The sequence below is a fragment of the Vibrio rotiferianus genome (assembly GCF_002214395.1).
In the GTDB taxonomy this organism is placed as follows: domain Bacteria; phylum Pseudomonadota; class Gammaproteobacteria; order Enterobacterales; family Vibrionaceae; genus Vibrio; species Vibrio rotiferianus.
The window spans coordinates 623753-644865 of the sequence record NZ_CP018312.1; the positions used below are offsets into that span (position 1 = coordinate 623753).

The window sequence follows — 21113 nt, forward strand, 5'->3', positions numbered from 1 at the left end:
TGTGTGAGTGGTATGACGCAACAAACTTCTTCTCAGCCTCGTGAGCATTTTGGTTCACGCCTTGGTTTCATCTTAGCGGCAGCTGGTGCCGCGGTGGGTCTAGGTAACATTTGGGGCTTTCCTACCCAAGCAGCAAGCAACGGCGGCGGCGCCTTCTTGTTGGTGTACTTGGTGATGATTCTTATCGTTGCATTCCCAATGCTGGTGGTTGAAATGGCGATTGGTCGTCATGGTCAAGCCAACCCAGTCGACAGTATGCGCTCTCTAACAGACAACCCAGTGGGCAAGAAGCTTGGCGGCCTAGTTGGTTGGATTGGCCTAAGCGTGCCAAGTGCGGTTTTGGCGTTTTACTCGATTGTAGGCGGTTGGTTGATCTGCTTTATGTTGGGCGCGGTTACCGACATCATGGGCATGGAAGCGGCGACACAATGGTTGAAAGGCTTCAGCGTTGAACGCAACTTGTTTGGTACGATTACATTTTATGTATTAACCATTTTGATCGTACAAGGCGGCGTGAAGCAGGGCATTGAGAAGTGGTCTACACGTCTAATGCCAGCACTGTTTGTTCTGTTTGGTTTGCTGTTCATCTACATCATGACGCAAAATGGTGCGATGGAAGGTTTGAAGCACTACCTGGTACCTGATTTCGAGAAAGTATGGGATCGCAAACTTATCCTTGCAGCAATGGGACAAGGTTTCTTCTCGCTAACGATTGGTGGTTGTTCGATGCTTATTTACGGCTCCTACCTGAGCAAGAAAGAGAACCTGCCTAAGATGGCGATGAACGTGACTATGGTAGATACCGCGGTTGCCTTTATTGCTGGTCTAGTAGTGATGCCAGCAATGTTCGTTGCGATGCAAAAAGGCGTTCAAATCTATGCAGAAGATGGTTCGCTATTAAGTTCAGACACTTTGGTATTTACTGTTCTTCCGCTGATGTTTGATAGCTTAGGCTTGCTTGGCCAACTGTTCTCAATCGTTTTCTTCTTACTACTGACGATTGCAGCACTGACTTCATCTATCTCGATGCTGGAATGTCCAGTTGCACTGGTAGGTGAGCGATTCAACACTAAACGCAGCACGACAAGCTGGGTATTAGGTGGACTGATTGCGCTGTTCAGTGTGGTTATTGTATTTAACTTCGGCGCACTGTTTGGCATGGTTGCGACCATCGCAACGCAATACCTACAGCCAATGGCGGCGCTACTGTTCTGTCTATTTGGTGGTTGGGTATGGAACCGTCATTCGAAAATCAAAGAGCTTGAACAAGGTTGCCCTGAGTTCACTCAAGGTTGGTTTGGTAAGTTGTGGCCAGCATACGTGAAGTTTGTTTGTCCGATTCTAGTAGCGACAGTTATCTGGGCTTCGTTCGGCTAATCGACTTACGCAAAGCACAAAAGAAAAGGGCTTGATGAATGCATCAAGCCCTTTTTTCTATTCGATGTTTACGTTGCCCGTCGCGATGAACGATTAACGAAACTGACCAGCGTCAGGCAGAAAGTCAAAACCCGCCGTTGCCAGCTTTGCTTCAAGTGCTGCGCGGTCGATATCAAAGAATGCAACCAGTTTATCCAGATCACCACCGAAGTCGTCACGTAGCTTCATGTTGACGATGCTCATCAGCATGATTGTATCCATCGATTCAAAGTTCGCCAGATTCATTGCTAGTCCTCGAAATCAGAGATCAGTAGGTTTGCCGCAGCAAATGCTGCTTTTTCGCGAACATCTTTAGGCAGTGACTCGTCTGCAGCAACGTCGTTTAGTGCTTTTACTGCGCATGAAATTGCTTGAGGAATGTAAGCTTGATCGCCACTACCGATTTGAGCGTAAAGCTCACGAACCAAATCACAACAGCCGTATACTTGCATGTTTTCTTTCCACTAAATGATAACTTATCTCAATATACACATAGCCGTTTTGAAACTCAAAGCAGAGAGTTGTTTTGGCTCAAATTCATAGGCAAGTTGAACAAACATTCATCACTGTAATTGTGCTTCCAATTGATGCGTGACCTCTGGAGAAAGGTTGAGCTGTTTCGCAAGCTCTTGTAAGTAAGCTTTTTCCATAAAATTTTGCTCATCGGCCACAATCAGTGACGCCAGATAAATTTCTGATGCTTGTTGTGGCGACGTTGCTAAGCGCGCGATTTCTGTTGGATCGAGAGGTTTATGCAGCTCTTGATGAACCAACTGTCTTACATGATCGTCTGCGCCCATTTCTGTTAGCGCTTGCTCGATGCGAGCCATTTCTTCTTCATCGACATGCCCATCTGCTTTTGCAGCGCCAATCATGGCTTTGAGAATCAGTTTCGCGTGTTTGTTGTCATCTGGATTGAAGGTTTCGGTGACGCCTTGTGTATCCTGCTTTGCTTGCCAATCGTTGTAAACTTTGTAAGCCAAAGCGCCTAATGCTGCCGCGCCCCCGACTTTGAGTGCGCCAGAGCCCATCTTCTTTGCCATCTTTTTGCTTTTCTTCGAACCCATTAGCATGCCGATAAGGCCGCCGCCGATCGCACCTGCTCCAAGAGTTTTTAGTTGGCTAGAATTAGATGAAGATTTGATATTGCTCGATTGTTTACCAAGCGCATCGGTACCTTGCTTGAGCAGGTCTGATTTGAGAGCTTGGTTAAGAAGACTTTTTAGATCCATGAGTGACCTCCTTACTAGATTGAATTCAGTGTAAGGTGATGAATCTGAACCAAAGATTAACAGCGCTAATATTAGAGAGGGCCAACAGGCTTAAAAAACAGACGTAAAAAAGGGCTGACCGAAGCCAACCCTTTTCATCGCTATATACTCAGCACAGTGTGCTTAGTGCAGCTTATTGTAGCTGAGCTTTAACGTGCTCAACGATGTCTGCCATTGCAACGGCTGTCTTCTCACCAGAGCGGCGGTTCTTGTACTCGAAGTTACCTTCTTTCATTGAACGATCACCGATCACGATAGTGTGAGGAATACCGATAAGTTCCATATCAGAGAACATTACGCCTGGGCGCTCTTTACGGTCATCGAATAGTACTTCGATACCCATAGCCGTCAGTTCAGCGTACAGCTTCTCAGCCGCTTCTTTCACTTCTTCTGACTTGTGCATGTTCATTGGTACGATAGCCACTTGGAAAGGCGCTAGTGCGTCTGGCCAGATGATGCCGTATTTGTCGTGGTTTTGCTCGATTGCAGAAGCAACAACACGTGATACACCGATACCGTAACAACCCATTTCTAGGATTACGTTTTTACCGTCAGGACCAAGAACACCACAGTTCATCGCTTGAGAGTAAACATTACCTAGTTGGAAGATGTGACCAACTTCGATACCACGCTTAAGCATTAGCGTACCTTGACCACATGGGCTTGGATCGCCTTCTACTACGTTACGTAGGTCTTCAACTTGGCCTAGTTCTACGTCACGACCCCAGTTGATACCGAAGTAGTGTTTACCATCGATGTTTGCACCCGCGCCGAAGTCGCTCATTGCAGCAACAGAGCGGTCAACGATGAATGGCAGTTCAAGACCAACAGGGCCTAGAGAACCAGCGCCAGCACCGATCAGTGCACGCATTTCCTCTTCTGTTGCCATCTCTAGTGGAGAAGCAACTTGAGGTAGGTTTTCTGCTTTCACTTCGTTTAGCTCGTGGTCACCACGAACGATAAGAGCGATGATGTCAGCATCTATTTCATCAGACGCTTTAACGAATAGAGTTTTAACCGTCTTCTCGATTGGTAGACCGTGCTGCTCTACAAGTTCCGCAATAGTTTTTGCGTTTGGCGTATCAACCAGCATCATCTCTTGAGTTGGCTCAGCACGCTCACCTGCAGGCGCTGCCGCTTCTGCTTTTTCGATGTTCGCTGCGTAATCAGACTCAGTAGAGAATGCGATTAGGTCTTCGCCGCTTTCAGCAAGTACGTGGAACTCCTGAGAGCCGCTACCACCGATAGCGCCAGAGTCAGCAAGTACTGGACGGTACTCAAGGCCCATGCGATCGAATGCTTTACAGTAAGCATCGTGCATCGCTTGGTAAGATTTCTCTAGACCTTCTTTGTCGATGTCGAAGCTGTATGCATCCATCATGCAGAATTCACGTGCACGCATTACACCGAAACGTGGGCGACGCTCATCGCGGAATTTAGTCTGGATTTGGTACAGGTTTAGCGGAAGCTGTTTGTAAGAGCTCACTTCGTTACGCACAAGGCTAGTGATCACTTCTTCAGCTGTAGGGCTAAGAACAAACGGACGAGTATGACGGTCAGTAAAGCGAAGTAGCTCAGGACCCATCTTCTCAGAACGACCTGTCTCTTCCCATAGTTCAAACGGCTGAACAACGGGCATCAAAGTTTCGACTGCACCTGCATTGTCGATTTCTTGACGAACGATGTTTTCGACTTTACGCAGCACACGTAGACCAGTAGGCAGCCAGGTGTATAGACCTGAAGCCAGCTTACGGATCATACCCGCGCGTAGCATGAGCTGGTGGCTCACTACTTCTGCGTCGTTTGGAGTCTCCTTCAGAGTAGAAAGAAGATAATTACTGGTACGCATTAAATTTATCCGTTTATTAAAGTTAGATACTCAAGCCAGAATGGGCAGGAGTATGAAGGTCCCACGAGGGGAAAATTGTTAGCCGCCTATAATATCAGCCAAATGCCTTTGTCAAAAGCTTTCAATCGCAGTAACTGTTATTAAGTTATCGCTAACCGTGAACTTGACGTTTAAATCGAACAAATTTACCGCATATTCCTTGCTGTCAGGCTTGTTTTTCTTGTAAGCCGGACGAGGATCTTGTGCCAGAACTTGCTCGAGAACTGTTTTTACATACTCAGTATCGTTATGCTTTTCGAGTGTTGCCAGTGCAATATCAGAGAATTCGACCTGCGATGTTTCAGGCTCTTCTTCGGCATAACCGCCTTGTGCTTCTCTAATCGAATCCGAGTAGGGGATGTATGGTTTGATATCGACAATCGGTGTGCCATCAACCAAGTCTACGTTGCCAAGATCTAAATAGATCTGATCGCCTTTTTTACTGATGCCTTTGACTTTTACAGCAGACATACCAATGCCGTTGGGGCGGAAGGTTGAGCGTGAAGCAAACACGCCAATACGTTCGTTACCGCCCAAGCGAGGTGGGCGCACAGTTGGTTTCCATCCGGCTTCTAAATTCTGATCAAACAAAAACAACAACCAAACATGAGAAAACTGCTCCAATCCGCGCACGGCTTCCGGGCTATTTGCTGCGCCTTGAAGTTTGACGCGTGATCGCGCTGCGGGTACTAAACGTGGCTGGCGAGGAACAGCGAACTTCTCTTTATACGGGCTTTCAATAATGCCAATTGGCTCTATGGAATACATGGTTTGCGTCTTGATGAAAGGTTTGAGAAGAAAAGTATCATAAATTTTGCTTGCTTTTCTTGTTGAGAATGATTATTAATTAAAATGTTATAACATAACAATTAATCGAAAGGACTATTTTTATGAAGCCAGGTATCCACCCCAAATACCGACCTGTGGTATTTCACGACACCAGCGTAGACGAATATTTTGTGGTTGGTTCAACGTTGCAAACCGACCGAACTATCGAATGGAAAGATGGCAAAACTTACCCATATTTCACGTTAGACGTTTCGTCAGCGTCCCATCCGTTTTACACAGGCAAACAACGTGTGGTTCAAGCGGAAGGTCGTATTGCAAACTTCAATCGTCGTTTTGGTCAATTTGGCAAAGATAAGGATTAAGAGATGAAAGTGGTTAAATCATTGAAGAGTGCAAAAAGCCGTCATCCTGACTGTCAAATCGTCAAGAGGAGAGGGCGTTTATACGTGATTTGCAAAACGAATCCACGGTTTAAGGCGGTGCAGAAATAACCATAAATATCGTGAGAATTTATGGAATCTGCTTACTTATAATTCTGATTTATGATCTATACGTGGATGATATAACTATATTTTTATCCATTATAGGTCATTAGTTCGACTATTGGTTACATTCTGTAACGTTTTGAACTTTCACTTAACCCTTGTGTCGAGTACCCTGCGCATGCTTAGTGACATTTTTGTTACATATGCGCAGGAATACATACAAGGAGGGAACAGATGAGTTCATCTGCTTCAATGAAACAAAACTCGCCAAAGAAGCCAATGTTCACGCGCTTCTTAGATACAGTTGAATATTTGGGGAACCTATTACCCCACCCAATCACACTTTTCGCTATTTTCTGTCTTGCAATCCTAGTCATGTCTGGCATTGCTGGTTACTTCGAAGTTTCCGTAGTTGACCCTCGCCCTGAAGGTGCTCCTGGTCGCGCTGCCGATGGCATGATTCAAGTCGTTAGTCTGTTAAACGCAGAAGGCTTACAACTGATTGTTACTAATCTAGTGAAAAACTTCGTAGGCTTCGCACCGTTAGGTACCGTACTGGTGGCGATGCTGGGTGTTGCCATTGCAGAACATTCTGGACTACTTTCTGCTGCAATGCGTGGCCTAGTAATGGGCGCTTCTCAGCGCATGGTTACGGTAACGGTAGTTTTCGCTGGTATCATTTCAAACACGGCTTCTGAACTTGGCTACGTGGTACTGATCCCACTGGCAGCAATGCTGTTCCACTCTCTAGGTCGTCACCCACTTGCTGGCCTAGCGGCTGCGTTTGCTGGTGTATCTGGTGGTTACTCCGCAAACCTACTGATTGGTACGGTTGACCCACTGCTTTCAGGTATCACTGAAACAGCAGCGCAGATGATTGACCCAACTTACACAGTAGGCCCAGAAGTAAACTGGTACTTCATGTTTGTTTCTACCTTCTTTATCGCGATTACCGGTGCATTTGTTACTGAGAAGATCGTTGAGCCAAAACTTGGCAAATACAATGATGAAGAAGCGGCAGAAGATCTATCTCAAGATAAAATGGGTGGTCTGACTGACGAAGAGAAGAAAGGTCTAAAACTAGCAGGTATTGCGGTACTGGCGGTTTCTGCGCTACTGGCTTGGACTATCGTTCCAGCTGACGGTGTTCTGCGCTCTGACGCAGGCACGGTTGCAGGCTCTCCATTCCTGAAGAGTATTGTTGCGTTCATCTTTGTTTTCTTCGCAGTTCCGGGTTTTGTTTACGGTCGCGTTGTTGGCACTATGAAAAATGATCGCGATGTGATTGATGCAATGTCGAAGTCAATGTCTTCAATGGGCATGTACATTGTTTTGGTATTCTTTGCGGCTCAATTTGTTGCCTTCTTCAAGTGGACAAACTTTGGCCAAGTATTCGCGGTAGCGGGTGCAAGCTTCCTGCAAGAAATTGGTCTAACTGGCCCAATGCTGTTCTTCGCCTTCATCCTAATGTGTGGTTTCATCAACTTGATGATTGGTTCGGCATCTGCGCAGTGGGCTGTGACAGCACCAATCTTCGTTCCTATGCTAATGTTGGTGGGTTACGCGCCAGAAACGATTCAGGCGGCTTACCGTATCGGTGACTCAACGACGAACATCATTACACCGATGATGAGCTACTTCGGTCTTATCCTTGCGGTAGCAACACGCTACATGAAGAACCTAGGTATCGGTACGCTGATCGCGACCATGCTACCTTACTCAATCGTCTTCATTGTTGGTTGGAGTGTACTGTTCTACCTATGGGTATTCGTATTTGGTTTACCAGTAGGTCCTGGTGCGGCAACGTACTACACGCCTTAATTGGCGACCTCACTCAGCTTAATCAAAGCCTGCGTTTCTCGCAGGCTTTTGTCTATTTATAACCCTGCAAAACGGTAAGTTAAACCGACTTCAAATGACCAACCGACATCACGCTGAATCAAAGGGCTCTCACTATCATGATGAATGAGTTCAGCTTTTGTAATGCCTATCCAAGATGGTGTGAACTCATACAAACCAATAACTCCAGCTTGATAAACAAAAGTAGAATCGGCTTTAAACTCTCTTAGTCCAGATGCTACCGCTTCTCGTGCTGAGACACTGTACAGGTGGTTGGAGAGTTTTTTATCTCGATAATCGACCTCTAGAAAGGGAGTGAGGGTAAACGGAGGTAGCCAAGTTTTTAGCGTCCGACCGAGATGCAGTTGAACTTCGTAACCGTTATGTTCTGAGGTAACGTCATGCAGATAAGTCAGTCTTGCACCAACGGTGCCTAAAGTAATACCAAGTTCACCATTGCCATCACGACTTTCGATGCCGTTTGGCAGATCGGCAAACGTATCGGATACTTCCGTGAAACGCCAGTTGGCTGATAGCCCAACATAAGGCAACACTTGCCAACTTGCTAAGCTGCCATCAACAAAGCCAATGGGACCTGAATAGAACAAGTTAGGTGTCGCACCAAGCTGAGGTGTGTCTTTGACGGAAAAAACGCTCTCGCCATAGGTAACACTGCCTCCTACGAGGCCAAAAGATTCTTGATTGGCAAGTGAACCAGCAGAGACAAAAAGTAGTGAGAGGGGAAGGACGATCCTTGTATTCATAAATAAAACTCCGTTTTTGTTATAACAACAAAGAACGGAGTTTTACTAATCCTATTTCATCAATAGGCTGATTTCATTGATGGAGGAAGAGAGCATCAACGCTTAGCAAGGATTCTATCGAGGTGGTTAGCGAACTCTCTGCGTTCTGTTTGAGACAGAGCCGCAGGGCCGCCTGTTTGAATACCGCTTGAGCGCATGGTGTCCATAAAGTCACGAATGTTCAAACGCGCTTTAATGGTGTCTTTCGTATATAACTCGCCTCGTGAGCTTAATGCTTGAGCCCCTTTGCTGATCACTTCGTCTGCCAATGGAATGTCAGAGGTAATCACTAAGTCATTGGCTTCCACGCGACGTACGATTTCGTTATCGGCAATATCAAAGCCAGCTGGTACTTGCAGAGAGTGAATATTGGCACGCTTGGGTACAGGGACCACATGGTTCGCTACAAATGTGCATTCAACACCAGTTCGCTCAGCGGCACGTACAATTGTCTCTCTAATGACTTTCGGACAAGCATCCGCATCTACCCACAACTTCATGATGTCTTCTCACTCAGCTTTGCTTCAAGTTCTTCAACGCGAGTCACCAGTTGAGCAACCGTGTTTTCGAGCGAGGTGATGCGATCTTCTTCCTTTGGAGTTTGAACCGCAACCTCGACTTTAGGAATACGGTTGGCGTTCTTCCAGCTTTTGATGGTTGCGATTAATGCTGGCATCGGCACAGGTGTTTTCATTCGAGCTTTAACGAGAGCAACGGTCGGCTCTTTACCTTGCTGTTGCAACTGTTCCATCACGGCTTCCAGCTCTTTAGTGACGTCTTGAGTTAACATAATTTGTCCCTACTAAAATGACTTATATCATCATACTTTGCGCTACACATTTTAGCGAATAGCAATTTCGGCAGTGCCTTGTGCGAGATCTCTCACACGGGTTGTGAGAGAAAACGATTTCGTCATCAGCCAAATAGAATTTTTTTGCTATAAGTATATGAAAAATATCATTTTAACATGCTGTTAACTAAGTTTTTCAGCAAAAGATTTTCTAGGGTAGATTGTGATTTAAAGGGAAAAGCGTAAATTAAACCTTGTCGGCAGGAAGCAGACATGGAACAGGAAAGCACCAAGGATTTGGTCATCGTCAGGACGACGATTTGATTATTCAGGATGAGTGATCAAGCAAGGAGCGTAGGACATTGTAAGGATACAATCATCAATAGGATGTTGATGACTAAGGAAAGACAATGGCCCCTCATAGGATTGAGGTAAGGACAGCATCAGGACGATGCAAAGGACACCGCTCAAGGAACAAGTGATGCGCGCTAACGAGGAATGTTAGCTATCAGGATGATAAGGACACCGCTAGGACGGCGACGTAAGGACTAAGCTGACGGAATCAGCCACTATTATGGATGATGCATGGAGCACTAATTAGTAGCCGGACTGCTGCGAGTAAGACTATGACCCCGATACGCTAGTGTCGGGGTCTTTCTTATTTTGGCATTTACATAACTTAAAATAATTAAAAGTGTCAATATCACATTATTTATAAATTCCTTACAACACTGAATAAAAAACAATCCAGATCAATATCCTTTCCAATCAGTTGGTTTAACTTTCGGCTTCTCTAAATGGCGTTATGTACCGCATAACAAATCGATAGCTCACGAGTTATTGTTATGTGGATAAATTAAGTTTGCTGTAATCAAGGAACAGATGTGACCATAGTAACCAGAAGAATGCTTCTTCTACCCTACAATGAGTCGTTGCAACTAGAGTTCGTGATGTTGAATTGTTGCGCTAGAAATCGCGCAGAGATGAACGGCCCTCATACGGTGTCTTCTGCTAAGCAGTTGTTTGAGAAGATTCTGGATGATGAGAATGTCTACAGCATGGCGGTGCTTGAGAGTACCAGTCGTGATTACATGGGACACGTATTCATTTCGAACCTGGATCATGAACCAGAGCTGGGATTTATCTTTGATAAAGCTTATTGGGGTAAAGGATTAGCGACAGAAGCGCTAAAGGCGTTTTTCCCGAAAGCGTGCCGTGAACTTGGGCTACACAAAGTCAAAGCGAATGTGAACAGCCATCACAAAGCATCCACGGCAGTATTGGAAAAACTTGGATTTACAAAGACTAGAGAAAGTAAAGACCTTTACGGCCCTTACTTTGAAATGGAATTTACAAACGATGTGGCGGTAGGTGAAAGTTCAGCGGCCTAAATCCGATCATCGTCAACTCTCCTTGGTAGCAATCATCACCAAGGGATGAAAACTCAAATTGATACACTGTATGCCAACGCCAGATTCCGTCTGGCGTTTTCAGTTTATGTGCACCAAAAGCGATACTCACCAATTGCAGATCCAACTGCTCACATTTACGCGTAATGGCCGCTTTTGCCAACTCCGATTGACGTCGTTGCTGCCAAAACAAAAAGCAGAAGAAGCACAGTCCTAAAATGGCTAATAGGTCACCGATCATCCCTAATCCTTTATTATCCCTTTGTTGCTTGCTGCAGTTTTACCAATGCAGTCGCTAGCTCTTCTGATGGGCTAGAGTGCAGCAGAGGCAAAAGAACCAGCCTTAGTTCTGGTAGCATCACTAGGTCAGCAAACAATTGATTAAATAGAGCCTGGTTCCCAGTTTGTGCAAGTCGCAGCAAAAATTGCTCAGCGATGTCAGCATCACCTAGTAAGTGCCACGTGCGGCCAGCAATACCGATCAACACTTCTTGGTGACTCAATCGCGGGCTTTGCAAAATCGCTTTTAAGATTGGCTGTGACACCTCGATTGGTGCGCCAGCTAGGGCACGAATCAAAGCGGAAAGCAAGAATAAGTCTGGCTCGTTACTTTCGATTTCTTGTAGCGCTTTCTCAGCAATGCGCTCTGCCAAACGCTCTTGCAGGTCAACATGTTCTAATGCGCCAAGTAGAGCGTAAAGCGGTTCATTAGGTAAATGATTTAGGGCTTTACGTAAGGTGACGGCATTTTGCTCTTTGCCTAGGCGTGCAGCCATATCGGTGATGCCTTGCAGACCAACCGTTTGCCAGTTTTCCCATCCTAAACCACCGCTAAAGTAGTGCTGGGTGTGCTCGTAATACTGGCTGGTGGGTAAGTCCAAGTTAGCGCGAACTTGGCTGTGGAAGACAGCCATCTTTTCTTCCGCAGGTTTGAAAGTGTATGGGTTGTTGGAAAGCTTTTGTTGCTGCTCTTCCGACATCTCCTCGCTTAAACGAGTGCCCATGGCTTCTACGACGTATTTAATGAAGTTACCAATATCCGCTTGCTTGAGCAGGCCACGTTCATCCAACTCGAACTTCAAGAACCAAATCCAAGGCTGCTTTTGCTCATTCCAGTATGCAATAGCTAAATGTGCTTTGCGTTGCATTGGGAATGGGTAAGGGCATTGACCTTTTTCCACATCAGCAAAGACTTGTGGCTCGATGGTCTTGATACGACGACCAAGGTCGAAGATTTGATACTCACACTGACTGTTGTTTAACAGCTGAGTGAGGGTTTGAATGTTTTCCATTAAATACGACATCCTAATGTTCTTTTCACAAGAAATGGTATCATTCTCGGCTAATTCAAGGTTCGAGACGGAATTAATGGCAACAAACATCCAATTGGTCGACTTACTTCAACAACTTGAAGCGCAATTGCAGCATCATGAGCTATGGCAACAAACCATGCCCTCGGCTGAAGCGCTACAGAGCACGGAACCTTTTGCGATTGATACGCTGCATCCCCATGAGTGGCTACAGTGGATTTTTATTGCACGTATGCGTGCGTTAGTGGAAAGTAATCAACCTTTGCCACGTGGCTTTTCTATTGAGCCGTATTTTGCAGAAGTGTGGAAGCAAGAATCCCATTATGGCGAATTGCTTGAGACTATTCGAACCATCGACGAACTATGTAAGTAACCTCAATGTCAGAACAAGAAACATTACCATCCGCTGATCCTGTTGTATTAGAGATCGTCTATCAGGACGAGTACTTTGTCGCGGTGAACAAACCTGCGGGTATGCTGGTCCATCGCAGTTGGTTGGATAAGCATGAGACCCAATTTGTGATGCAAACGCTTCGCGACCAAATTGGTCAGCATGTTTTCCCATTGCATCGTTTGGATCGTCCTACTTCTGGTGTGCTTGTGTTTGCTTTATCCAGTGAAGTGGCGTCGCAAGTGATGCCAATGTTTGCTGAACATAAGATGGAGAAAACCTATCACGCTATCGTTCGCGGCTGGATCGAAGAAGAAGGTGTGCTTGACTACGCCTTAAAAGTTGAGCTGGATAAAATCGCCGATAAGTTCGCTTCACAAGAGAAAGAAGCCCAAGAGGCCGTAACGGGGTACAAACCGTTAGCAAAAGTAGAAGTACCATATTCCACAGGTAAGTTTCCGACTACGCGTTACTGTTTGATGGAGATGAAGCCGAAGACAGGCCGTAAGCACCAGCTACGTCGTCATATGGCTCACTTACGCCATCCTATTGTTGGTGATACGACACATGGTGATGGTAAGCACAACAAGTTGTATCGCACTGAATTTGATTCTCATCGTTTATTGCTGCATGCATCAGAGCTACGTTTTGTACATCCATTTACGGATGAGGAAGTCGTGATGAAAGCCAAAATCGATGAGACTTGGCAGCAGCTATTCGCTCGATTTGAGTGGGATGAATCACTGGTAAAATAAGTGATTCGATTGATAGGCTTTCAGTTCTATTGAAGTAAATGTGAAAGGGGTTGGTACACATACCAATCCCTTTTTTAATCTTGAGGAATGAAGTGGGTTACTTGAGCTTTTCCAGATCCGCTTCGATTTCAGCGATCTTGCTAGAAACCACTTTTTCCAGATGACGAAGATCAGAGAGAATTTTTTCCTTCACATCCACTTCAGTCGTTTTTGCTGGTTTGGTGATCTTATTCAGTTCATCGATAACCAGCGTTAGATTGCGGTTGATCTCGGTGACTTCTTTGTATTTGTGACTGCCGCTATCTACCAGTACGTTTTTGACTTGGCGAGGGTATTTGAACTTTACACTCTTAGCGAAAAATTCGCCTTTCTGCTTATGGAAGTAGATCTTTAGGACGTCTTTATGTGCTTCTTGGCGCAGGGAATAACGTTCAATCTGTTTTGGATCGTGGATGCCCAAACCAGTGAGGTGTGGATACATAGGCTACCTCTGAGTATTGAATTGGAGTCAATACAACTGTAGCAGCCAATTTATGAGCTAGATAGCTGATATTTAGTCAAATTGCCTAACTTGTGGGCAAGATCGCTATCGTCCTTACCCACATTAGTTGTTGATGAAGAGTACGTTTTGACTTAGACCGAGACAGGGCCAGACAGTTTCTCTATCAGCTTATCGCGCAGTTCGGCCTGTTGCTCTTCACTTAGCCTGCCACCGGTTTCACTGGTCAGAATAAACAAGTCTTCTGCACGTTCACCAATGGTAGTAATTTTTGCTGCATGGAGATTAATGCCCAAGTCAGCAAATGTACGCCCCACTTTTGCCAACAGTCCCGGCGTATCGAGAGCGACAAACTCCATTAAAGTACGCTTTTTGCTCTTAGTAGGTAGGAAGTCGACTTTGGTTTTTACATTAAAGTGCTGCAGTTTATTTGGTGTTCGACGCGTTTTGATCTTTGTCGGGCGGCCGTCTTCTAGTACGTGAGTAATGTGTTTGGTGACTGCGCTGTGACGACCTTCTTCAATCGCTTTACCGTGTTGATCTAGCACCATAAAGGTATCAAGCACATAGCCATCTTTGCTTGTCATGATCTGCGCGTCGTGTACGTTGAAGTTGCGACGGTCGAGTTCAGCAACCACGGTAGCAAACAACGCAGGTTGGTCTGGGCTATAGACGAACACTTCGGTACCACCACGCGTGGCTTTTTTGCTGATCAGAACCAGTGGTTTGCTCGTGTCTTCCATGCGCAGTAGGTTTTCGCAGTGCCAAGCGATTTGCTTATGGGTGTGACGCAAAAAGTAATCGGCTTTAAAGCGCTGCCACAGCACTTCAATTTCCCGAGCAGAGAAGCCTTCTTTACGCAGCAGAGCCGACGCCATTTGTTGGTTGTGACGAATACGTTCGCGCACGTCAACAGGGTTCTCCAAGCCACGACGAAGCGCACGTTGGGTGGAATAGAATAATTCAGCAAGCAGGGTGCGCTTCCAACTGTTCCAAAGCTCTGGGTTGGTCGCACAGATATCAGCAACGGTTAGACAGACAAGGTACTCAAGGTATTCTTCATCACGAACTTGCTTGGCGAACTCGGTAATCACGTCTGGATCGTAAATATCACGACGTTGTGCCGTCACAGACATCAACAGGTGATGTCTTACCAACCAACTCACCAACTTCGCTTCTGGTTTAGATAAACCGTGCTCGATACAGAAATCGTATGCCTCACTTTCACCGATCACCGAATGGTCACCGCCGCGGCCTTTACCTATGTCGTGGAAAATCGCCGCCAGAATCAGTAGTTCTTTTTTCTGGATTCGAGGATAAACTTCGCAGCAAATCGGATGTTTACTGTGATTCTCGGCATAGCTGAAAGTGTTGATGTGTTTGAGTAGCCTTATGCTGTGTTCATCTACGGTGTACACATGGAAGAGGTCAAACTGCATCTGTCCTACAATTTGGCTCCATTGCGGAAGGTAGGCCGCCAAAACGCCCAGCTTATGCATAAGGCTGAACGCCTTGTGTAGTGCATTCGGGTGGCGACACAGTGCCATAAATTTCTCGCGTGCTTCTGGCATGGTGTGCAAGAACTTGTTCAAGCGGCGACGAGCGGTACGTAACTGGCGCAGAGTTGGAGGGCTTACCCCTTCAATGCTCGAATCGTTAGCGATGTGCAAGAACATATCTAAGATGGTTTCAGGCCGCGCTTGGAAGAGCGCTGGTTTACGTGCCTCGATGAGTGCGCCGCGACGTTGGAAATCTTCATCTATGATTTCTGCGTCTTCAGAAGCGCCGCCATTAATGATGGCTTGATCGAAGAGCTTGAGTAGCATCTTATTCAACTCTGCCACGCGACGAAGGGTACGGTAGAACTCCTTCATCATCATCTCGACGCCGCGGTTACCCTCTCCAACGTAGCCAAGGTGTTCAGCGACTTGTGCTTGGTGAGCAAAGGTTAGGCGGTTGTCGTAACGACGCAGCTCAATATGCAACGCAAAGCGAACACGCCATAGGAAATCCTGACACTCAACCAATTCGCGGTATTCCGCATCGGTCAGAAAACCGTAACGACTCATTTCCAGCAACGAGGTTGCACCAAAGTGTCGGCGTGCTACCCAGCTTAAAGTATGGATGTCGCGCAGGCCACCTGGCGTGGATTTGATGTCTGGCTCAAGGTTGTAAGTGGTGTCATGGTAGCGAGCATGGCGTTCACGCTGCTCCTGGATCTTCGCGCGGTAGAAGGTTTCACTCGGCCAGAAAGAGTCGGATAGCACCACTTTCTTCAACGCTTGGAAGGTATCTTCGCTACCACATAGCAAGCGAGCTTCCTGTAGGTTGGTCGCAACAGTTAAATCCGCTCGGCCGATTTCTGCACATTCATCGACAGTACGCACCGCGTGACCCACTTCGAGGCGTAAGTCCCATAACAGAGTAATGAACTCACTGATTTTGGCTTCTAGCGCGTTTGGTAGTTTGTTGTTCGACAGAATCAAAATGTCGATATCAGATAGAGGATGTAATTCGCCGCGCCCGTAACCACCGACGGCAACCAATGAAATATTATGGATCTCTTTAAAGCCGAAGTGCTGCCATAAACGATTGAGGAGTAAATCCATGTACTCAGCGCGCGACAACACGAGGTTAGTCACAGGGTGGTGATTAAGAAATTCTTCTTTTTGGTATGAACTGAATTTTTCAAGTTCTTGCTTAAGTACGCCGATGTTGATCTGCTCATCGGTAAACGTAAGAGGAGACTGAAGGGTCATATTTGCTATCCGTGCAAGCTAAAACTACTAGCAATCTAACAAATTTGCTGCAGATAAAAAATATCCCCGCATGGGCGGGGATATGGAAAGTGATATGCGATTATACGTTTTTCATCATTCGTGGAATGGTATCGTCGCTGCGAAGTGTTAGTACTTCACAACCTTCTTTGGTTACCACAATAGTGTGTTCCCACTGTGCAGAGTTTTTACCGTCGCCAGTGTAAACTGTCCAATCGTCTTGAGCGTCAACAGTACAACCAAACTTACCTGCGTTGATCATTGGCTCGATAGTAAAGCACATACCTTCTTTTAGTACACGACGGTCTTTGTTCTTGTAGTGAACCACTTGTGGCTCTTCGTGGAACTCATCACCGATACCGTGACCACAGAAGTCTTTAACAATAGAGAACTTGTTACGTGGGTTGTTCTTATTGTTTTCTTTGATGTACTTCTCGATAGCGGTACCGATGTCACCCACTGTTGCACCTGGTTTTACTTGACGCATGCCGATGTACAGTGACTCTTGAGCCACCATACACAGACGTTTATTTGCAGGTGAAACATCACCCACTAGGAACATCTTAGACGTATCACCGTGGTAGCCTTGTGGACGAACACTTAGATCTGCGTTTTCATCGTTAGGAACGATAACCGTAATATCAACGTTGATGATGTCGCCATCTTTAAGTACAGCTGGCTTCATTTGGCCGTTTGCACCTTTCTCGTCTTCAGTTGCTGGGATACCGTGACAAACGATGTGGTTGATTGACGTACAGATCGATTTAGGGAATCCATGGTAATCAAGCGGTGCAGAGTAAGCGCCTCTTTCTAGAGCGTAATCGTGACAGATTTTGTTTAACTCTTCTGTCGTCACACCGGCTTTGATGTGCGGTTCGATCATTTCTAGAGTGTCTGCGGCTAGCTTGCCCGCAATACGCATGCGTTCGATTTCTTCAGCAGTTTTAATCTTGATTGACATTGGCTTTCTCTACTTATTCGTAAGCACGCTAACGTGCGAATGCGCGCATTCTATCAGACATCTTGCGGTTAACCCAAGCCAGTTAAGAATATGAGTCATTCTTACTTGTAGTTTAGTCATGGAATTTAAGAGGGAGTAGGGGGAGGTGTGATAGGTAAATTAGAATTGTAAGAAACAATTTTTACTAGCCATCTTAGGCTAAAATATGGTATAAAGCGCGCCGGAATCGAGGACTGTTCTCTTTGCTTTTCTTTAGAATAGCAGCGAAGCAGGCTTCTTCCGATTAAACTTTTATCTTTAAATCACACACATTCCGTCACATGTTCCGGGGTGCTGAGCAGAAGCTTGGTCGGAATTATGGGGGATGTGGAGGCCTAACCCCATAGAGGATTTTAAAATGGCAACTGTATCAATGCGCGATATGCTGAAAGCTGGTGTTCACTTCGGTCACCAAACTCGTTACTGGAACCCAAAAATGAAGCCATTCATCTTTGGTGCTCGTAACCGCGTTCACATCATCAACCTAGAAAAAACTGTACCAATGTTCAACGAAGCTCTAGCTGAACTAGCTAAAGTTGGCGAGAAGAAAGGTAAAGTTCTATTCGTAGGTACTAAGCGCGCTGCATCTGAAGCTGTTAAAGAAGCTGCAATCGCAAGCAACCAATACTACGTTAACAACCGTTGGTTGGGCGGCATGCTAACGAACTACAAAACAGTTCGTCAGTCAATCAAGCGTCTAAAAGATTTCGAAGCACAAGCACAAGACGGTACTTTCGAAAAACTAACTAAGAAAGAAGCTCTAATGCGTACTCGTGAAATGGAGAAGCTAGAGAAATCTCTTGGTGGTATCAAAGATATGGGCGGCCTACCAGACGCTCTATTCGTAATCGACGCTGATCACGAGCACATTGCAATTAAAGAAGCTAACAACCTAGGTATTCCAGTATACGCTGTGGTAGATACTAACTCTAACCCAGACGGCGTTGACTACATCATCCCAGGTAACGACGACGCGATCCGCGCAGTTCAACTATACCTAAACGCTGCAGCATCTGCAGTGTCTGAAGGTCGCAACAAAGACGTTGCAGCAGTTGCTGAAAAAGACGGTTTCGTAGAAGCTGAATAATAACGGCTCTGTGTCACACTTAGTCTATGTGAAACCTTGTTGTAGCATAGACTGAGTTATAGTTAGCAATGGGGGCCGACAATGTAGGCCCCTGTTTTTTACCTTATTTCGAATCAAACGAGGAATAGAGAATGGCAACTGTAACTGCTGCTCTAGTTAAAGAACTTCGCGAGCGCACTGGCGCTGGCATGATGGAATGTAAAAAAGCGCTTGTAGAAGCAAACGCTGACATCGAACTAGCAATTGAAAACATGCGTAAGTCAGGCGCAGCGAAAGCAGCTAAAAAAGCTGGTAACGTTGCTGCTGAAGGCGCAATCATCATCAAAGAAGAAAACGGCGTTGCTGTTCTTCTAGAAGTTAACTGCCAAACTGACTTCGTTGCTAAAGATGGTAACTTCACTGCATTCGCAGAAAAAGTAGCACTTGACGCTCTAGCTTCTAAAGCTTCTGTTGAAGAGCTAGTTGCTAAGTTCGAAGAAGAGCGTGTAGCTCTAGTTGCTAAAATCGGCGAAAACATCAACATCCGTCGCGTTGCTTACGTAGAAGGTACTGCAATCGCTTCTTACCGTCACGGTGAGAAAATCGGTGTTGTTGTTGCTGGTGAAGGCGACGCAGAAACTCTTAAGCACGTTGCAATGCACGTTGCTGCTTCTAAGCCTGAGTTCGTTAACCCAGAAGACGTACCAGCTGACGTAGTTGCTAAAGAGAAAGAAGTTCAAGTTGAAATCGCTATGAACGAAGGCAAGCCACAAGAGATCGCTGAGAAGATGGTTATCGGCCGCATGAAGAAATTCACTGGCGAAATCTCTCTAACTGGTCAAGCTTTCATCATGGAACCTAAGAAATCTGTTGGCGAAATGCTAAAAGAGAAAGGTGCTTCTGTTGCTACATTCGTTCGCCTAGAAGTAGGTGAAGGTATCGAGAAAGCTCAAGAAATGAGCTTCGCTGAAGAAGTAGCTGCTGCTCAAAAAGGTTAATCCTTAGAGATGCGCACAAATTTTAGACCGTGGCCTTGGCTGCGGTCTTTTTATGAAAAGAGCCGCAAAATTTAACCGTGATGAATAGCTATAAGTAATCTTGTGTCTATTCATGACTGTTAATCGACAACTCTCTTTTGGAAGGTAAACTCCATGACTACGAACCCTAAACCAGCGTATCAACGTATTCTATTAAAACTGAGCGGTGAAGCTCTTCAAGGCGAAGAAGGTTTCGGTATTGACCCTGCGGTACTTGACCGTATGGCTCAAGAAGTTAAAGAGCTGGTTGAACTGGGTGTTCAAGTTGGTGTGGTAATCGGCGGCGGTAACCTATTCCGTGGTGCTGGTCTAGCTGAAGCGGGCATGAACCGTGTTGTGGGTGACCACATGGGTATGCTAGCAACAGTAATGAACGGTCTAGCAATGCGTGATGCACTTCATCGCGCATACGTAAACGCTCGTGTAATGTCTGCAATTCCGCTAAAAGGTGTGTGTGACGATTACAATTGGGCAGATGCTATTCGTGAACTTCGTCAAGGCCGTGTAGTGATCTTCTCTGCAGGTACAGGTAACCCATTCTTTACGACGGATTCAGCAGCTTGTCTACGTGGTATCGAAATCGAAGCTGACGTAGTTCTAAAAGCGACAAAAGTTGATGGTGTATTTACTGCTGACCCAGTAGCAAACCCAGACGCAGAGCTGTATGATAAGCTATCTTACGCTGAAATTCTGGATAAAGAATTGAAAGTAATGGACTTGGCTGCGTTCACACTTGCTCGTGACCACAAAATGCCAATCCGCGTATTCAACATGAACAAGCCAGGCGCACTACGTCGCGTGGTTATGGGCGAAGCTGAAGGTACTCTGATCTGCGCTGACGCGTAAATCTCAACACCATCCAACTAGAATATTGGATGGTGTTTCACTTTGCTCAAGCCCTTTAGGCTTTCTTCAGGAAAGATGACATTTTTAAGGTGAAACCGTGATTAACGAAATCAATAAAGACGCGCAAGAGCGCATGGACAAAAGCGTTGAAGCGCTAAAGAACAACCTTTCTAAAGTTCGTACTGGCCGCGCGCACCCAAGCCTACTATCGGGTATTTCTGTAGAATACTACGGTGCTGCTACGCCTCTTAACCAAGTAGCTAACGTTGTTGCTGAAGACGCTCGTACTCTAGCAATCACAGTTTTCGACAAAGAGCTAACTCAGAAAGTTGAAAAAGCGATCATGATGTCTGACCTTGGTCTAAACCCAATGTCTGCTGGTACAATCATTCGCGTTCCACTTCCACCGCTAACGGAAGAGCGTCGTAAAGACCTAGTTAAGATCGTTCGTGGTGAAGCAGAAGGCGCACGTGTTGCAGTACGTAACATCCGTCGTGATGCAAACAGCGACCTAAAGGGTCTTCTAAAAGATAAAGAAATCTCTGAAGACGAAGATCGCAAAGCACAAGACGAGATTCAAAAACTGACTGACGTGGCAGTTAAGAAGATCGATGATGTTCTTGCCGCGAAAGAAAAAGAGTTGATGGAAGTTTAATACTCCCAACTACATCACTGTTGGAAAACGCTGTGCTCACAGTGCAGCGTTTTTTTGTGTTAGTCTATCCAACTGATGGAACTCAAT

The 21113-nt window shown here is 45.8% G+C and carries 24 protein-coding genes; 11 read left to right on the forward strand and 13 right to left on the reverse strand.

The window, feature by feature from the left end; translation table 11 throughout:
* Positions 1–12: 12 nt before the first annotated feature.
* Positions 13–1377 carry a sodium-dependent transporter gene (locus tag BSZ04_RS11935; RefSeq protein WP_005436738.1) on the forward strand — a complete coding sequence of 455 codons (1365 nt, stop codon included), beginning with the start codon at positions 13–15 and terminating at the stop codon, positions 1375–1377.
* A gap of 93 nt (positions 1378–1470) precedes the next feature.
* On the opposite strand, the gene BSZ04_RS11940 is transcribed toward BSZ04_RS11935, so the two are convergent.
* From BSZ04_RS11940 to tsaA, 5 genes are all read right to left on the reverse strand, one after another.
* Positions 1471–1662, reverse strand: a complete 192-nt coding sequence (locus tag BSZ04_RS11940; protein ID WP_088880465.1) for a DUF4250 domain-containing protein — start codon at positions 1660–1662, stop codon at positions 1471–1473.
* A gap of 2 nt (positions 1663–1664) precedes the next feature.
* Positions 1665–1868 carry a YaeP family protein gene (locus BSZ04_RS11945; protein WP_010449800.1) on the reverse strand — a complete coding sequence of 68 codons (204 nt, stop codon included), beginning with the start codon at positions 1866–1868 and terminating at the stop codon, positions 1665–1667.
* Positions 1869–1979: 111 nt separating this feature from the next.
* Positions 1980–2648: a tellurite resistance TerB family protein gene (locus tag BSZ04_RS11950; RefSeq protein ID WP_010449798.1), complete on the reverse strand. Its 669-nt coding sequence runs from the start codon at positions 2646–2648 to the stop codon at positions 1980–1982.
* A gap of 172 nt (positions 2649–2820) precedes the next feature.
* Complete coding sequence (locus BSZ04_RS11955; protein WP_088880466.1) at positions 2821–4536, reverse strand: proline--tRNA ligase; 1716 nt, start codon at positions 4534–4536, stop codon at positions 2821–2823.
* 111 nt (positions 4537–4647) lie between these two features.
* Positions 4648–5343, reverse strand: a complete 696-nt coding sequence (gene tsaA, locus BSZ04_RS11960) for a tRNA (N6-threonylcarbamoyladenosine(37)-N6)-methyltransferase TrmO (RefSeq protein ID WP_088880467.1) — start codon at positions 5341–5343, stop codon at positions 4648–4650.
* 122 nt (positions 5344–5465) lie between these two features.
* Here tsaA and BSZ04_RS11965 point away from each other — a divergent pair, with 122 nt between their 5' ends.
* The 3 genes from BSZ04_RS11965 to BSZ04_RS11975 all read left to right on the forward strand — a co-directional run bounded on the left by BSZ04_RS11965 (position 5466) and on the right by BSZ04_RS11975 (position 7670).
* Positions 5466–5726: a type B 50S ribosomal protein L31 gene (locus BSZ04_RS11965; RefSeq protein WP_010449792.1), complete on the forward strand. Its 261-nt coding sequence runs from the start codon at positions 5466–5468 to the stop codon at positions 5724–5726.
* A 3-nt stretch (positions 5727–5729) separates the two neighbouring features.
* Positions 5730–5855: a type B 50S ribosomal protein L36 gene (gene ykgO / locus BSZ04_RS11970; RefSeq protein WP_005380299.1), complete on the forward strand. Its 126-nt coding sequence runs from the start codon at positions 5730–5732 to the stop codon at positions 5853–5855.
* A gap of 228 nt (positions 5856–6083) precedes the next feature.
* Positions 6084–7670, forward strand: a complete 1587-nt coding sequence (locus BSZ04_RS11975) for an AbgT family transporter (protein ID WP_088880468.1) — start codon at positions 6084–6086, stop codon at positions 7668–7670.
* 56 nt (positions 7671–7726) lie between these two features.
* On the opposite strand, the gene BSZ04_RS11980 is transcribed toward BSZ04_RS11975, so the two are convergent.
* The 3 genes from BSZ04_RS11980 to BSZ04_RS11990 form a co-directional block, all read right to left on the reverse strand.
* Complete coding sequence (locus BSZ04_RS11980) at positions 7727–8452, reverse strand: MipA/OmpV family protein (RefSeq protein WP_088880469.1); 726 nt, start codon at positions 8450–8452, stop codon at positions 7727–7729.
* A gap of 95 nt (positions 8453–8547) precedes the next feature.
* Positions 8548–8991: a YaiI/YqxD family protein gene (locus BSZ04_RS11985; RefSeq protein ID WP_005436748.1), complete on the reverse strand. Its 444-nt coding sequence runs from the start codon at positions 8989–8991 to the stop codon at positions 8548–8550.
* Complete coding sequence (locus BSZ04_RS11990) at positions 8988–9281, reverse strand: hypothetical protein (protein ID WP_088880470.1); 294 nt, start codon at positions 9279–9281, stop codon at positions 8988–8990. The genes BSZ04_RS11985 and BSZ04_RS11990 overlap by 4 nt, the downstream gene beginning before the upstream one ends.
* 905 nt (positions 9282–10186) lie before the next feature.
* Between BSZ04_RS11990 and BSZ04_RS12000 the strand changes: the two genes are divergently transcribed.
* Positions 10187–10672, forward strand: coding sequence for a GNAT family N-acetyltransferase (locus tag BSZ04_RS12000; RefSeq protein ID WP_162531090.1), 486 nt, complete (start codon positions 10187–10189; stop codon positions 10670–10672).
* Here BSZ04_RS12000 and BSZ04_RS12005 read toward each other — a convergent pair.
* Together BSZ04_RS12005 and BSZ04_RS12010 are read right to left on the reverse strand one after the other, a co-directional pair.
* Entirely contained in the window at positions 10632–10931 is a 300-nt protein-coding gene (locus tag BSZ04_RS12005) for a DUF3301 domain-containing protein (RefSeq protein WP_005446190.1), read from the reverse strand. The two genes, BSZ04_RS12000 and BSZ04_RS12005, sit on opposite strands and share 41 nt — an antisense overlap.
* A gap of 13 nt (positions 10932–10944) precedes the next feature.
* On the reverse strand, positions 10945–11982 hold the full coding sequence (locus BSZ04_RS12010) for a DUF3549 family protein (protein WP_045394137.1): 1038 nt from the start codon (positions 11980–11982) through the stop codon (positions 10945–10947).
* A gap of 76 nt (positions 11983–12058) precedes the next feature.
* Here BSZ04_RS12010 and BSZ04_RS12015 point away from each other — a divergent pair, with 76 nt between their 5' ends.
* Positions 12059–12373: a YqcC family protein gene (locus BSZ04_RS12015; RefSeq protein ID WP_029561026.1), complete on the forward strand. Its 315-nt coding sequence runs from the start codon at positions 12059–12061 to the stop codon at positions 12371–12373.
* A 5-nt stretch (positions 12374–12378) separates the two neighbouring features.
* Complete coding sequence (truC, locus tag BSZ04_RS12020; RefSeq protein ID WP_088880472.1) at positions 12379–13146, forward strand: tRNA pseudouridine(65) synthase TruC; 768 nt, start codon at positions 12379–12381, stop codon at positions 13144–13146.
* A 97-nt stretch (positions 13147–13243) separates the two neighbouring features.
* Here truC and BSZ04_RS12025 read toward each other — a convergent pair whose 3' ends face one another.
* From BSZ04_RS12025 to map, 3 genes are all read right to left on the reverse strand, one after another.
* Positions 13244–13627: a DUF3461 family protein gene (locus BSZ04_RS12025; RefSeq protein ID WP_010449760.1), complete on the reverse strand. Its 384-nt coding sequence runs from the start codon at positions 13625–13627 to the stop codon at positions 13244–13246.
* 152 nt (positions 13628–13779) lie between these two features.
* Positions 13780–16404, reverse strand: a complete 2625-nt coding sequence (glnD, locus tag BSZ04_RS12030; RefSeq protein WP_088880473.1) for a bifunctional uridylyltransferase/uridylyl-removing protein GlnD — start codon at positions 16402–16404, stop codon at positions 13780–13782.
* Positions 16405–16504: 100 nt separating this feature from the next.
* Positions 16505–17383, reverse strand: a complete 879-nt coding sequence (gene map, locus BSZ04_RS12035) for a type I methionyl aminopeptidase (protein WP_005436764.1) — start codon at positions 17381–17383, stop codon at positions 16505–16507.
* Positions 17384–17780: 397 nt separating this feature from the next.
* Between map and rpsB the strand changes: the two genes are divergently transcribed.
* The 4 genes from rpsB (at position 17781) to frr (ending at position 21026) form a co-directional block, all read left to right on the forward strand.
* Positions 17781–18509 carry a 30S ribosomal protein S2 gene (gene rpsB, locus BSZ04_RS12040; protein ID WP_005529366.1) on the forward strand — a complete coding sequence of 243 codons (729 nt, stop codon included), beginning with the start codon at positions 17781–17783 and terminating at the stop codon, positions 18507–18509.
* A gap of 131 nt (positions 18510–18640) precedes the next feature.
* Entirely contained in the window at positions 18641–19486 is an 846-nt protein-coding gene (gene tsf, locus BSZ04_RS12045; RefSeq protein WP_038882869.1) for a translation elongation factor Ts, read from the forward strand.
* Positions 19487–19639: 153 nt separating this feature from the next.
* Positions 19640–20371, forward strand: coding sequence for a UMP kinase (gene pyrH, locus BSZ04_RS12050; protein ID WP_010449750.1), 732 nt, complete (start codon positions 19640–19642; stop codon positions 20369–20371).
* A 97-nt stretch (positions 20372–20468) separates the two neighbouring features.
* Positions 20469–21026 carry a ribosome recycling factor gene (gene frr / locus BSZ04_RS12055; protein ID WP_010449748.1) on the forward strand — a complete coding sequence of 186 codons (558 nt, stop codon included), beginning with the start codon at positions 20469–20471 and terminating at the stop codon, positions 21024–21026.
* Positions 21027–21113 lie beyond the last annotated feature (87 nt).